Origin of the sequence: Pararhizobium sp. PWRC1-1, from assembly GCF_049897905.1 — a bacterium.
GTDB lineage: Bacteria > Pseudomonadota > Alphaproteobacteria > Rhizobiales > Rhizobiaceae > Pararhizobium.
In genome coordinates, this window is record NZ_JAFCXE010000003.1 from 156,434 (window position 1) to 168,985 (window position 12,552).

A 12,552-nucleotide genomic window follows, 5' to 3' on the forward strand; every position below is an offset into this window, starting at 1 on the left:
CGCATGCGGGGAGAGGGGGTCACGGAGTTTGCCGCTTGGTCCTTCTCCCCGTCACAACGGGGAGAAGGTGCCCGATAGGGCGGATGAGGGGCAGAGCGCCACAAACCAATGGATCAGAAGATCTTGGCGAACTCTTCGACGTTCTTGGCGTCGTAGACGAACGGGTCGGCCATGGCGCCTTCGTTGTTGTCGTCGAGCTTGACGGTGCCCATGCGGCCCATCTTCAGTTCGGCGCCGGGCTTGGCTTCCGCGCCGCCGATCAGGTCATAGGCGATCATGGTGGCGGAATAGCCGAGGTCGATCGGGTTCCAGATGGCGAAGGACTTGGACGAGCCGGCCTTGACATGGCCGGCCATTTCCGAGGGAAGACCGAGGCCGGTAACGTTGATCTGGCCGACCTTGCCGGCGTCTTCGACGGCCTGGGCCGCAGCAACGATGCCGACCGAGGTCGGAGCGATGATCGCCTTCAGGTTCGGGTAAGACTGGATGAGGCCCTGCGTTTCGCGGTAGGACTTGTCGGCAAGGTCGTCGCCGTAGACGGTGGCCACGACATTGATGCCCTTGTAATTGCCCTGAACCTTCTTCATCTCCTCGATCCAGACATTCTGGTTGGTCGAGGTGGCTGTTGCTGAAAGAACGGCGACGTCGCCACCGTCAGGCAGTTGGTCGGCGGCAAGCTTGATGATCATGTTGCCGATCAGCGGGCTGGACGACGGATTCAGATGCATGGAACGGCCGTCCTTGGCGACGCCTGAATCCCAGGAAATGACCTTGATGCCGCGGTCCATCGCCTTTTTCAGCGCCGGAACCAGAGCATCGGTGTCGTTGGCGGATACGGCGATCGCATCGACCTTCTGCGCGATCAGCGAGTTGATGACTTCGATCTGGCCTTCGGCGGTTGTCGTCGTCGGGCCGGTGTAGATCACCTCGACATCGCCGAGTTCCTTGGCGGCTTCCTGCGCACCCTTGTTGGCCGCTTCAAAGAAGCCGATGCCGAGCGCCTTGACGACGAGGGCGATCTTCTTGGTTTCCGCATGCGCGGTACCGGCCATCAGTGCCAGCGAAACCGCCGTCGTGACCATCAGTGCCTTGAAAATTTTCATGACGTTCTCCTCCCTGAAGCCGCGCGGTCACAATGATCGCGTTCATTCGGCTTTATGCTCTCAAAACTTTGCCTGATGGCGTGAAGCCATCGGCGGTTCCCACTCCCCTCTTCCCGCCGGCTTTACGCCGACGAAGAAGCATTCTCCTCAACAATGCCCGAGCGCGTATTGGCGATAACCAAACCGACGCCTGCATCTTCGAGCATCTGGACATGCCTATCCTCGATGCCCGAATCCGTGATCACCGTGGTGATGCGCTTCAGCCCGCACAGAATGAGACTGGAGCGTTTGTGAAATTTCGACGAGTCGATCAGAACGACGAGTTCATCTGCCTGGTCGATCAGCTTCTGCTCCGCCTGGATGAGCAGCGGGTCGCCTTCCATCAGACCGAGGGGCCCGAGCCCTTGCGCGCCCATGAACATCCGGCGCGCATAGAAATTGCGCGTCACGTCATTATCGAACGGGCTCAAAATAATGTTCTGCTCGCGGTAGATCGTTCCACCCGACAGCATCACGGTGTTCTTCGAGTGCTTGAGCAGATGCTCGGCGATCGGGAACGAATTGGTGAACACCTGCATCCGGCGGTTGGCCAGAAAATGCACCATCTGGAACGTCGTGGTGCCGCCATTGATGATGATCGGCTCGCCATCCTGACACAGCGCCACAGCTTCCTTGGCAATCGCCTGCTTCTGGCGGGCATGCAGGCCTTCGTTGACGCTGAACGGGCGGCCGGCAAGGCCGACGAACTGCGGTGGATTGATGGCTTCGGCACCGCCGCGCACCCGGCGCAACCGCTTCTGGACATGCAGCGCCGCGATATCCCTACGGATCGTCGCTTCAGAACTATCGGTCAGATCAACCAGTTCAGGCACGGTGATGACCGGCTTGTCCTGGACCGCTGACAGAATGATCCTGTGTCGCTCTTTCTCGTGCATTAGGCTCCTCCAATATTTCTATGCTTCCATCACGACCGCGCATTGTCAATCACAAACAATCATATTTTTTCATTGTGCAGTGCAATATGACTGTTTTTGATCGTTTATGATTGACACGCGGTCGATCTTTGTGTGATCTGATCGCAACGAATGCGCTCTTTGCCCCGCAAAATCTACCGGGCCGGCGCAGAATTGACCGGGAGGAAATGCAGATGCTCGACAAGCAACAAGGCTCGCGCCTTGCCAATCTCTGGGACGACGCCAAAGCGGCGGCGATGAACGAAGCCGAACGGCTTCTGTACCGCTCCAACCTGCTCGGCTCGGATAAGCGCATCACCAATTATGGCGGCGGCAACACCTCGGCCAAAGTGATGGAAAAGGACCCGCTCGGTGGCGGCACGGTCGAGGTTCTCTGGGTCAAGGGCTCCGGCGGTGATGTCGGCACGATCAAGATGGACGGCTTTTCGACACTCTATATGGAGAAGCTAGAAGCGCTGAAGGGCCTCTATCGCGGTCTCGAACATGAAGACGAGATGGTCGGCTACCTGCCGCATTGCACCTTCAACCTCAATCCGCGCGCCGCTTCGATCGACACGCCGCTGCATGCCTATGTGCCCAGGAAGCATGTCGACCACATGCATCCGGACGCGATCATCGCCATCGCCGCTTCAAAAAATAGCCGTGAACTGACCCAACAGATTTTCGGCGCCGATATCGGCTGGTTGCCCTGGAAGCGTCCCGGCTTCGAACTCGGCCTCTGGCTTTCGAAATTCTGCGCTGAAAACCCGAACGCACGCGGCCTGATCCTGGAAAGCCACGGCCTCTTCACCTGGGGCGACACGGCGAAGGAAACCTACGAGACCACCGTCGAGATCATCAACAAGGCGATTGCCTGGTTCGAGACGACCAACACGGCACCAGCCTTCGGCGGCGCAGTCAAGCCGGTTCTCCCGGCCACTGAGCGCCGCGCCGTTGCGCAAAAGCTAATGCCGGTCATTCGCGGCATGATCAGCGCCGACGAGCGCAAGCTCGGCCATTTCGACGACAGCCAGGCCGTGCTCGACTTCGTTACCTCCAAGAACCTCGCGCCGCTGGCGGCACTCGGCACCTCCTGCCCCGACCATTTCCTGCGCACCAAGATTTGCCCACTGGTGATCGATTTCGATCCGGCCGACCCGGATATCGACAAGACGCTCGAAGGCCTTGAAGCCGCGATCGCCGAGTACCGCGCCGGCTATGCCGCCTATTACGAGCGCTGCAAGCGTGACAATAGCCCGGCCATGCGCGACTTGAATGCGGTGGTCTATCTCATCCCCGGCGTCGGCATGATCACCTTTGCCAAGGACAAGGCCACCGCCCGCATTTCCGGCGAATTCTACGTCAACGCCATCAATGTCATGCGCGGCGCCTCCGGCGTCTCGACCTATGTCGGCCTGCCGGAACAGGAAGCCTTCGACATCGAATACTGGTTGCTTGAGGAAGCCAAGCTGCAGCGCATGCCGAAGCCGAAGATGCTGGCCGGCAGAATAGCGCTCGTCACCGGCGGCGCCGGCGGCATCGGCAAGGCGACAGCCCACCGCCTGATGCAGGAAGGTGCCTGCGTCGTGCTCGCCGATATCGATGAGACGGCCCTTGCCTCGGCCTTGAGCGAACTCGGCGGCCGTTACGGCAAGGATTTCGTCCGCGCCGTCAATATGAACGTCACCGAGGAAGCTGCCGTCGAGAAGAGCTTTGCCGATACGCTGCTCGAATTTGGCGGCCTCGACATCCTCGTTTCCAATGCTGGTCTCGCCTCCTCCGCGACGATCGAAGATACGACGCTGGCGCTGTGGAACAAGAACATGGATATCCTCGCGACCGGGTATTTCCTCGTTTCGCGCGAAGCTTTCCGCATCTTCCGCAACCAGAAGGCCGGCGGCAACGTCGTCTTCGTCGCTTCCAAGAACGGCCTTGCCGCCTCGCCGGGCGCATCGGCCTACTGCACGGCCAAGGCCGCTGAAATCCATCTCGCCCGTTGCCTGGCACTCGAAGGCGCATCCGCCCAGATCCGCGTCAACGTCGTCAATCCGGACGCCGTCTTGCGCGGCTCAAAAATCTGGAGCGGCGAGTGGAAGGAACAGCGCGCCGCCGTCTACAAGACGGATATGGAAGGGCTGGAGGCGATGTACCGCGAGCGCTCGATGCTGAAGCTCAGCGTTTTCCCGGAAGACATTGCCGAAGCGATCTACTTCCTCGCCTCCGACATGTCGGCCAAATCGACCGGCAACATTATCAATGTCGATGCGGGTAATTCCCAGTCGTTCACGCGCTGATCCGGAGAGCGATATGACACGGATGATCACACAAGACGTCATCGACGCCGACAATGCCGCGCGCATTGCCGATCTGAAGGCGGATTACGACCACCTCGGCACACAACTGGCGCGCCGGGGCATCGATATCGGTGCCGTCAAAGCGAAAGTATCGGCTTACGGAGTTGCCGTCCCATCCTGGGGCGTCGGCACCGGCGGCACCCGCTTTGCCCGCTTCCCCGGCATCGGCGAGCCGCGCAACATCTTCGACAAGATCGAGGATTGCTCGGTGATCCAGCAACTGACCAAGGCAACACCGACGGTCTCGCTGCATATCCCCTGGGACAAGGTCGACGACCTGACGGAACTGAAGGAAAAAGGCAACGCGCTGGGGCTTGGCTTCGATGCGATGAATTCCAACACCTTTTCCGACGCTACCGATCAGGCCCATTCCTACAAATTCGGCTCGCTCAGCCATGCCGATGCGGCGACCCGCCAGCAGGCTGTCGACCATAATCTCGAATGTGTCGAGATCGGTAAGGCGCTGGGTTCCAAGGCGCTCACCGTCTGGATCGGCGACGGTTCCAACTTTCCCGGACAGGTGAACTTCACCAGGAGCTTCGAGCGTTATCTCGAGGCGATGAAGGCGATCTACAAAGGCCTACCGGACGACTGGAAGATCTTTTCCGAACACAAGATGTTCGAACCGGCCTTCTATTCGACCGTGGTGCAGGACTGGGGCACCAACTATCTGATCGCCCAGGAGCTCGGCCCCAAGGCGCATTGCCTCGTCGACCTCGGTCATCATGCGCCAAACGTCAATATCGAGATGATCGTCGCCCGGCTGATCCAGTTCAAGAAACTTGGCGGCTTCCATTTCAACGATTCGAAATATGGCGACGATGATCTGGATACGGGCTCGATCGATCCCTACCGACTGTTCCTCGTCTTCAACGAACTGGTCGATGCCGAGACGCGCCAGGCGGAAGGCTTCGCGCCGATGCACATGCTCGACCAGAGCCACAATGTCACCGATCCGATCGAAAGCCTGATGAACTCGGCGACCGAAGTCAGCCGCGCCTATGCGCAAGCTTTGCTGGTCGATCGTAAGGCGCTTGAGGGCTATCAGGACGGCAATGATGCACTGATGGCGACCGAAACGCTGAAGGCGGCGTTCCGCACCCATGTCGAGCCGATACTTGCCATGTCCCGCTTCGAGGCCGGCGGCGCCATCGCGCCGGTAGCCGCCTATCGCGCCAGTGGCTATCGCGCCAAGGTTTCTGGCGAGCGCCCGGCGTCGAAGAGCGGCGGTGGCGGTATCGTCTGAGCCTCATTATCAACGACGAGAACGCCCCTCATCCGGCCTATCGGCCACCTTCTCCCCGTAAACGGGCCGAAGGACCGTGCGGCCGCCTCTGTTGTCCCCTCTCCCCGCATGCGGGGAGAGGGCTAGGGTGAGGGGCGTTGCCGCGTGCTCAATCATTCGCCTTGCGAAATCCCTGATATTTTTGAAAGCTTCCCCTTATCGCGAACCGGTTCCTGCACTAGTTTCTTTCGAAGATACAACGGAAAGGAACCATCCATGGGTATCGAGAGCATTGTTGTCTTTCTTATTGTCGGCGCCATTGCCGGCTGGCTTGCCGGCTTGATCGTTTCCGGTTTCGGCTTCGGCCTGATCGGTAATATGGTCATCGGCATTATAGGCGCCTTCATCGCCGGCGTGCTGTTCCCCTATCTCGGTGTCAGCATCGGCAGCGGCATTCTTGCAGCCATTATCCATTCGACGATCGGCGCCGTTATCCTCCTGGTGCTGATCCGTATCGTCAAGCAAGCTTGACGCGTCATGGCATCGTGCCGGTTTGCCAACGGGCAACCGGCACATCCACGGCCTTTCTTCTGGAGACATCATGTCTGACATCTACGACCCCAGGATCGAACAAGCGATTCAATCCTTCATTTCCGATCATCCCGGCATGCACACGCGCGACCAGGCGATCGCCGCCATCCTGATCAACTGGTTCACCAGCCACGGCTATCTGCCGCACGATCAGGAAGGCACGCGCCCGGAAAATCTTGACGCCTCGAACGACGACTGAAAAGATTGCCAGCAATCTATCGCCCGGACCTCCCGGCGGCACCCATCAGAAAAGTCACGCCATCCGATGAGTATTTCTTCCGTCAAGACCTTTTTTGCCGAACACGCCCCTGATATCGCCGTCATTGAACTCCCGCAAAGCACCGCCACCGTGGCGCTGGCGGCAGAGGGACATGGGGTCGAGCCGGCGCAGATTGCCAAGACGCTGGCCTTGCGGGTAGCAGACGAGGTGATCCTGATCGTCACGCGTGGCGATGCCCGGCTGGACAACAAGAAATACAAGGCCCGGTTTTCGACCAAGGCCCGCATGCTCGGGTTCGACGAGGTCGAGGAGGAAACCGGGCACCCCGTCGGCGGCGTCTGTCCGTTCGGCCTTGCCAAGCCACACAAGGTCTATTGCGATGTTTCGCTCAAGGCTTACGACGAGGTGGTGCCCGCCGCTGGCGCGCCGCACGCGGCGGTGCGGATCAATCCCGAACGGATGGCTCTGCTTTCCTCGGCGGAATGGATCGACGTCTCAGAGGTTTGGAGCGCTTCTGCCTTTGAATGAACACAAAGGTTTCCTTGAAGTTAACATTGGATGTGGTGGCGCTTCGGCCGAGGCGCCTTTTTCCATTTGCATTTTCTGAAATGACGAGGAGTTGACGACGCAATGAACAGGCTTGTTTGCCCGCTCTTGCTGACAGTTGCCATTGCGGCACCAGCGGCAGCCATGGATCAATCACTGGTCAAGCAATTCGAAAAACTCGACCCGCAGACCCGCCTGGAACAGCGATGCGACACGGAAGCGATGTGGAAGATCAATTCCGACAAGACGTCGTTCAAACCTGACAAGGTGATTGCCTATACGTTTGCCGATCCGATTGTCGAAGACAACGATATGCGGGCACCGGGCGCGGTTTTTCGCAGCAATGGGGAATGGTACAAGCTGAAATTCAAGTGCAGCACGGGACCGGACCATATCGAGGTCCTGTCGTTCAACTACAAGATCGGCGACCTCATCCCGCATGACGAGTGGGACGCACATTATCTCTATCCATAAGCAGCGACTGCTTGCTGCTGTTACAGGACGACGAACAGGACCATGAGGGCGCCGAACGACAGCGCAGCCATGATGTTCAAGAGCGTCTTCATGATATGGTCGGTCATGTCGAGCATCCTCTGATCCGCAGGAATGCGAGAGACCGTCTGGCTCCCCGGCCTGCGGTGATCTTCGCCCGCCCCGGCAGGACTATTCCGCCGATTGCGTCAAATCTCCCATCGAGTAGCGCACCAGCAAACGATTTAGGTACACTCGAAGAACGATTCTGCTCAAATTTGCGCCTTAAAGGTTAAAATAACGTCATATCGATCGTCAGTGCTGATGAAATTTGTTAACCATGATCGGCAAGCTAAACGCGCTTGATCGACGGGAACTCAACGTCTCGGCGGCTATCCAATGGAAGATGCGCATGCGGCGGCATCCATTATGAATGCGGAGCAAACACGATCGCTGGAAAAATAGTCTGGCGGTGACGACCAGCCATCCACTCTATAGGCGCGGAACAACAGTCAACGCGCGATGTCAGCGCCGCATAGGCGCACGATGTCCGCAAGGCGCGGCAATCGGAATTCTCAGCCTGCCGGCCTGTTCAGGATTTCGGCTTCTGTTCCTCACGCACGGCTTCGTCGTGGTACCAGCTGCTATAGTCGACAGTGAGAACCTGCTTCGGCCGAATATCTGCGATCGTGGCAGACTGCTCGAAACGGCGGCCACCCAACTTCCGCCCACCGGCGGGGAACTCATAAATCTTGGCCGTATCGGCCGGAGACATCATTGCCATAGTGCCTTTTCCTTTTTCACAGCCCTCGGCAGGGCTGCTTGCAAAGACCATAGCAGACTTGCGTGCGATTTGCGCGGATTGATTAAAAAAAAATCAATCCGCCTAAAAAATGGGCTATTTTTTAGGCATGCCATTTTCCAAGGAATTTTTCATTTAAATTTTGGGCGTGTGCACTGAAGTCAAATTGTCGCAAGTTCTGCGCATTTTTTGGACAAAACACTGCATCTCCTTCCAAAACCGGCGGCAAGACGCTGTGAAAAGATCGAAACAGGCACCAAAAAGATCAATCTCGCCAGTGACTTCAACTTTTCTCGCCGGGCACAGCTCGGTGCCGCACGACTGTCCTGTTTTGCGCCTTTCCGCAGAAAATCGGGCGGCGGCTTTACGTCGGCCTCAAACTGGCATGCCCCGTGCATATAAGACGTCAGCCGTTGGCGGCGCAGCGTAAATGGACTTTTCCAGATGTTGTGCATCATCAACCCATGAGAGGTTAGAAATGACGAAATTTAAGCTCGAGTATATCTGGCTCGACGGATATACCCCGGTCCCGAACCTTCGCGGTAAGACACAGGTCAAGGAATTTGACGCATTTCCGGCGCTCGAGCAGCTGCCGCTCTGGGGTTTCGACGGTTCTTCGACGATGCAGGCCGAAGGCCGCAGCTCGGATTGCGTTTTGAAGCCAGTTGCAATCTACCCGGATCCGGCCCGCACCAACGGCGCGCTCGTCATGTGCGAAGTGATGATGCCCGATGGCGTCACCCCGCATGCCTCCAACAGCCGCGCCACCATCCTTGACGACGAAGGCACATGGTTCGGCTTCGAGCAGGAATATTTCTTCTACAAGAACGGCCGCCCGCTCGGCTTCCCGGAAACAGGTTATCCGGCTCCGCAGGGTCCGTATTACACCGGCGTCGGCTATTCGAGCGTTGGCGATATCGCCCGCACGATCGTCGAAGAACACCTCGATCTGTGCCTCGCGGCCGGCATCAACCATGAAGGTATCAATGCCGAAGTGGCCAAGGGCCAGTGGGAATTCCAGATTTTCGGCAAGGGCTCCAAGCGCGCCGCCGACGAAATCTGGATGGCCCGCTACCTGTTGCAGCGCCTGACGGAAAAATACGGCATCGACATCGAGTTCCATTGCAAGCCGCTCGGCGACACCGACTGGAACGGTTCGGGCATGCACGCCAACTTCTCGACCAAGTACATGCGCGAAGTCGGCGGCAAGGAATATTTCGAGGCCCTGATGGCGGCTTTCGAAAAGAACCTTCTGGACCACATCGCCGTATACGGCCCGGACAACGACAAGCGCCTGACCGGCAAGCACGAGACGGCACCGTGGAACAAGTTCAGCTACGGTATTGCTGACCGCGGCGCATCGATCCGCGTTCCGCATTCCTTCGCCAACAACGGCTATAAGGGTTATCTGGAAGATCGCCGCCCGAACTCGCAGGGCTGCCCCTACCAGATCGCTTCGCAGATCCTGAAGACGATTGCCGAAGTCCCGACAGCCGGCAGCGTTTCGGCCGCCGCTTAAGCTCTGGTCGCTCCTTCGATCCGAGAATTCATGGCGCCACCCACTCGGGCTGGCGCCATGATTGTATCTGCTGACCGATTTTTCGCAGACGGCCCGACCTGCCGGCCAACGCCAACGGTGGCCTTTGTCTCAGATACAATAGGCCAATTCCCGCACTGGTATTCCCCCCACACTGTTACTAAGTTTGAGGCTCTGAGCGCCGAAGATCCTGACGGGGTGTATTCATGCAAGTTCCATCCAGCGCCACTTCCAGCCTTAACCGCGAAAGCGCTGACGCGCCACAGAGCGACAGCAGCAGCATCATCGAATGGCTGATGACCGAGACGCGCGACGAGCGCTTCATCGACAATATCTTCATCGATATGTGTGACAGGCTCAATCAGGTAGGGATACCGGTCTCCCGTGGCACGCTTCACTTCCGTATCCTTCACCCGCAATGGCTGGGCGCCCGTATCCTATGGCAGAGGGGGATGAAGGAGGCTGATATCCAGACGTTCGGTTTCGGCATCGAAGATAGCGACCGCTATCGCAACAGCCCGGTCAACGAACTCCACAGCGGCGCAAAGATGGTCCGTCAACGCCTCGAGCCAGCAGCCTCTGCCAACGCCCCGCCCTATCCGCTCTATGACGAGCTGCGCACCGAGGGACATACCGATTACATCGCCTGGCCGCTAGAGCACACATTGGGCAAGCACCACATCATCACCTTTGGCAGCGACAGACCGGGCGGCTTCAGCGATGAAGATGTTGCGGCTCTGGCGAATCTGCTGCCGGCCTTTGCGCTGGTCAGTGAAATCCGCCTGAAGAACCGCCTCGCCCGTACGCTGCTCGAAACCTATGTCGGCCCGCATGCCAGCGAACAGATCCTTGCCGGCGCCACGACGCGCGGCAGCGGGGTTACGGTCGGCGCGGCGATCCTGATCTGCGACCTGCGCGACTTTACCGGCATTTCGGACATGTGGCCGCGCGACGACGTCATCGAACTGCTGAACGGCTATTTCGACGCGATGGCGGAGCCGATCGAGCGGCATGGCGGCGAAATCCTGAAATTCATGGGAGACGGCCTGCTGGCGATTTTTCCTCTCAGCAGCACCCATGCCTGCGGCGATCTTCTCGCGGCGATCCGCGAGGCGCAGACCGCAATGGCGGCGCTGAACGAGGAGAACGTCCAAAAGGGCCACCAACCTCTGGGCTACGGCATCGGCGTCCATGTGGGTGATGTGATGTACGGCAATATCGGTTCGCGCAGCCGCCTCGATTTCACCGTCATAGGCCCGACCGTCAACATCGCCTCGCGGCTGGAAAGCTTGACCAAGGAAATCAAGCGTCCCGTCCTTCTGTCGCAGGCATTTGTGGAAATGGCCGGATGCCAGACCAAGCTGGAAAATCTCGGCTCCCATATGCTACGGGGCCTCAGCGAACCGATTGGGGTCTTCGCTTTTTAAACGTCGTGCGCCTTTCCTACCTATTTGGATAGACCGAACCAAACGGATGGATCACAGGCTGTCTCGTTTCGCCAGCAAATTTCGGCGACTGCAGCGGCACGCTTTGCGGCGCCGGCATGGTCAGCTTTCCGGCGGCGATGTAGAGGAGAAACGAGCCGATCTGATACGGGAAGATAACGTCGATTTCCGCAAAAGAGCGCACGAACAGCAACGCGGAAATGCCAAATAGCACCAATGGTTCGAAACCCTGCCTCTCGGAAAGTACTCGTTTGAGGTGGCCGAACAGGCCGGCGAGAAACAGCGCAGTCAAAAGAACAAGCCCGATCGCGCCGGTTTCCACCATCGTTTCGATATAGGTGTTGTGGAAATGAAAGCCGCTGCGCGAACCGATGAAGAACTCCTCCCACAGCCGTTCCGGTTCGGAAAAGCCCCGTACCCAATAAGCCTGATAACCGATGCCGATCACCGGGGATGCGCCCGCTGCCTCGATCCCTTGCTGCCATAAATAGGTTCGGCCAGTCAGGGTCGAATCCTTGCCGAAGGCACCGAGAACGCTATCGATGGCGCCACCGTAGATGGCCCCAATCACGGTGATGACACCAAACACCGTGGCTGCAATGAACAGCAACTTCCGGCTTTTGGGTGGAAGCAGCGAAAATAGCTGCATGCCAACAATGATCCCAAGAACTGCCACGGTGGTGAGAACCGATGTCGCGGACTGGGATGCATAGAGACAATAGGCGGCGAGAAGGCCGATTACGCCACAAACCGGGAGCCAGAACCCGCGCAGCTTGAGCAGCACAATAGCGGAAAAGCAGAAGAAGACAGCAAGCGACGCATAGAACCCGAGCTGGTTCTTGGAATCGAACGCGCCGACGAAGCTGACAGTCCCGTCCAGCGGATCGAAATGATAAACGCCGAACAGCAACGAATAGAGCAGCACGACGCCAGCGCCCGTGACCGAACCGAGCGTCAGTGTTTTCACATCCAGTGCCCGCATGGCAATCAGTGCGCAGATGGCGTGGGTAAGATACTGGATACCCGCTCGCATGGTCGTGCCCGGAGCCGCCGACCAGAAGACGGAGAGGAGAGCAAAGACCGCAAAGGCGAAGATCCAGATATATTTGACGTAGTTTCCCAGCGCCCGCCGGTAGTCGATGAGCACCAGGGGTAGCCAGACCGCATAATAGAGCAGGATCGAGACCTGGCCGAAGCGGCCGGAATAGGCAAAGACGAAATAGGAAACGGTGAGCGCGAAAACCCCGTATACGACGTTTTCGCCCGGCCTTACCACGCTGGCCTTTGCAATCTTCATTCCGGTCG

The 12,552-nt window shown here is 58.5% G+C and carries 12 protein-coding genes; 8 read left to right on the forward strand and 4 right to left on the reverse strand.

Features of this window, described 5'->3' with window-relative positions; genetic code table 11:
- Positions 1-113: 113 nt before the first annotated feature.
- On the reverse strand, positions 114-1,103 hold the full coding sequence (gene rhaS, locus ACP7E0_RS06705) for a rhamnose ABC transporter substrate-binding protein (RefSeq protein WP_426123795.1): 990 nt from the start codon (positions 1,101-1,103) through the stop codon (positions 114-116).
- A gap of 122 nt (positions 1,104-1,225) precedes the next feature.
- Positions 1,226-2,038 carry a DeoR/GlpR family DNA-binding transcription regulator gene (locus tag ACP7E0_RS06710; protein WP_037105479.1) on the reverse strand — a complete coding sequence of 271 codons (813 nt, stop codon included), beginning with the start codon at positions 2,036-2,038 and terminating at the stop codon, positions 1,226-1,228.
- 212 nt (positions 2,039-2,250) lie between these two features.
- Here ACP7E0_RS06710 and ACP7E0_RS06715 point away from each other — a divergent pair, with 212 nt between their 5' ends.
- From ACP7E0_RS06715 to ACP7E0_RS06740, 6 genes are all read left to right on the forward strand, one after another.
- Positions 2,251-4,350 (forward strand): bifunctional rhamnulose-1-phosphate aldolase/short-chain dehydrogenase, encoded by a 2,100-nt coding sequence (locus ACP7E0_RS06715; RefSeq protein WP_426123796.1) that lies wholly within the window; start codon positions 2,251-2,253, stop codon positions 4,348-4,350.
- 13 nt (positions 4,351-4,363) lie between these two features.
- Positions 4,364-5,656: an L-rhamnose catabolism isomerase gene (gene rhaI / locus ACP7E0_RS06720; RefSeq protein WP_426123797.1), complete on the forward strand. Its 1,293-nt coding sequence runs from the start codon at positions 4,364-4,366 to the stop codon at positions 5,654-5,656.
- Positions 5,657-5,911: 255 nt separating this feature from the next.
- Complete coding sequence (locus tag ACP7E0_RS06725) at positions 5,912-6,166, forward strand: GlsB/YeaQ/YmgE family stress response membrane protein (RefSeq protein WP_113315410.1); 255 nt, start codon at positions 5,912-5,914, stop codon at positions 6,164-6,166.
- 70 nt (positions 6,167-6,236) lie between these two features.
- Positions 6,237-6,425, forward strand: coding sequence for a hypothetical protein (locus ACP7E0_RS06730; RefSeq protein ID WP_426123799.1), 189 nt, complete (start codon positions 6,237-6,239; stop codon positions 6,423-6,425).
- A 66-nt stretch (positions 6,426-6,491) separates the two neighbouring features.
- Complete coding sequence (locus ACP7E0_RS06735) at positions 6,492-6,974, forward strand: YbaK/EbsC family protein (protein WP_426123801.1); 483 nt, start codon at positions 6,492-6,494, stop codon at positions 6,972-6,974.
- A gap of 102 nt (positions 6,975-7,076) precedes the next feature.
- On the forward strand, positions 7,077-7,466 hold the full coding sequence (locus ACP7E0_RS06740) for a DUF930 domain-containing protein (RefSeq protein ID WP_426123803.1): 390 nt from the start codon (positions 7,077-7,079) through the stop codon (positions 7,464-7,466).
- 589 nt (positions 7,467-8,055) lie between these two features.
- Here ACP7E0_RS06740 and ACP7E0_RS06745 read toward each other — a convergent pair.
- The gene (locus ACP7E0_RS06745; RefSeq protein ID WP_426123804.1) at positions 8,056-8,247 is read right to left on the reverse strand and encodes a DUF2735 domain-containing protein; all 192 of its coding nucleotides are present in this window, start codon (positions 8,245-8,247) and stop codon (positions 8,056-8,058) included.
- 496 nt (positions 8,248-8,743) lie between these two features.
- On the opposite strand from ACP7E0_RS06745, the gene ACP7E0_RS06750 reads away from it, so the two are divergent.
- Together ACP7E0_RS06750 and ACP7E0_RS06755 are read left to right on the forward strand one after the other, a co-directional pair.
- Complete coding sequence (locus tag ACP7E0_RS06750) at positions 8,744-9,784, forward strand: glutamine synthetase beta-grasp domain-containing protein (RefSeq protein WP_426123806.1); 1,041 nt, start codon at positions 8,744-8,746, stop codon at positions 9,782-9,784.
- A gap of 224 nt (positions 9,785-10,008) precedes the next feature.
- Positions 10,009-11,229 carry an adenylate/guanylate cyclase domain-containing protein gene (locus ACP7E0_RS06755; protein ID WP_426123808.1) on the forward strand — a complete coding sequence of 407 codons (1,221 nt, stop codon included), beginning with the start codon at positions 10,009-10,011 and terminating at the stop codon, positions 11,227-11,229.
- Between the two features lie 16 nt (positions 11,230-11,245).
- On the opposite strand, the gene ACP7E0_RS06760 is transcribed toward ACP7E0_RS06755, so the two are convergent.
- Positions 11,246-12,544, reverse strand: a complete 1,299-nt coding sequence (locus ACP7E0_RS06760) for an O-antigen ligase family protein (RefSeq protein ID WP_426123809.1) — start codon at positions 12,542-12,544, stop codon at positions 11,246-11,248.
- Positions 12,545-12,552: the final 8 nt, after the last annotated feature.

What these genes read in the sequence shown, in the direction of transcription:
- ACP7E0_RS06725 (WP_113315410.1), top strand. Translation starts at nt 5,912, where the DNA reads ATGGGTATCGAGAGCATTGTTGTCTTTCTTATTGTCGGCGCCATTGCC.
- rhaS (WP_426123795.1), bottom strand. Translation starts at nt 1,103, where the DNA reads ATGAAAATTTTCAAGGCACTGATGGTCACGACGGCGGTTTCGCTGGCA.
- ACP7E0_RS06735 (WP_426123801.1), top strand. Translation starts at nt 6,492, where the DNA reads ATGAGTATTTCTTCCGTCAAGACCTTTTTTGCCGAACACGCCCCTGAT.
- ACP7E0_RS06745 (WP_426123804.1), bottom strand. Translation starts at nt 8,247, where the DNA reads ATGGCAATGATGTCTCCGGCCGATACGGCCAAGATTTATGAGTTCCCC.
- ACP7E0_RS06710 (WP_037105479.1), bottom strand. Translation starts at nt 2,038, where the DNA reads ATGCACGAGAAAGAGCGACACAGGATCATTCTGTCAGCGGTCCAGGAC.
- ACP7E0_RS06730 (WP_426123799.1), top strand. Translation starts at nt 6,237, where the DNA reads ATGTCTGACATCTACGACCCCAGGATCGAACAAGCGATTCAATCCTTC.
- ACP7E0_RS06760 (WP_426123809.1), bottom strand. Translation starts at nt 12,544, where the DNA reads ATGAAGATTGCAAAGGCCAGCGTGGTAAGGCCGGGCGAAAACGTCGTA.
- ACP7E0_RS06755 (WP_426123808.1), top strand. Translation starts at nt 10,009, where the DNA reads ATGCAAGTTCCATCCAGCGCCACTTCCAGCCTTAACCGCGAAAGCGCT.
- rhaI (WP_426123797.1), top strand. Translation starts at nt 4,364, where the DNA reads ATGACACGGATGATCACACAAGACGTCATCGACGCCGACAATGCCGCG.
- ACP7E0_RS06740 (WP_426123803.1), top strand. Translation starts at nt 7,077, where the DNA reads ATGAACAGGCTTGTTTGCCCGCTCTTGCTGACAGTTGCCATTGCGGCA.
- ACP7E0_RS06750 (WP_426123806.1), top strand. Translation starts at nt 8,744, where the DNA reads ATGACGAAATTTAAGCTCGAGTATATCTGGCTCGACGGATATACCCCG.
- ACP7E0_RS06715 (WP_426123796.1), top strand. Translation starts at nt 2,251, where the DNA reads ATGCTCGACAAGCAACAAGGCTCGCGCCTTGCCAATCTCTGGGACGAC.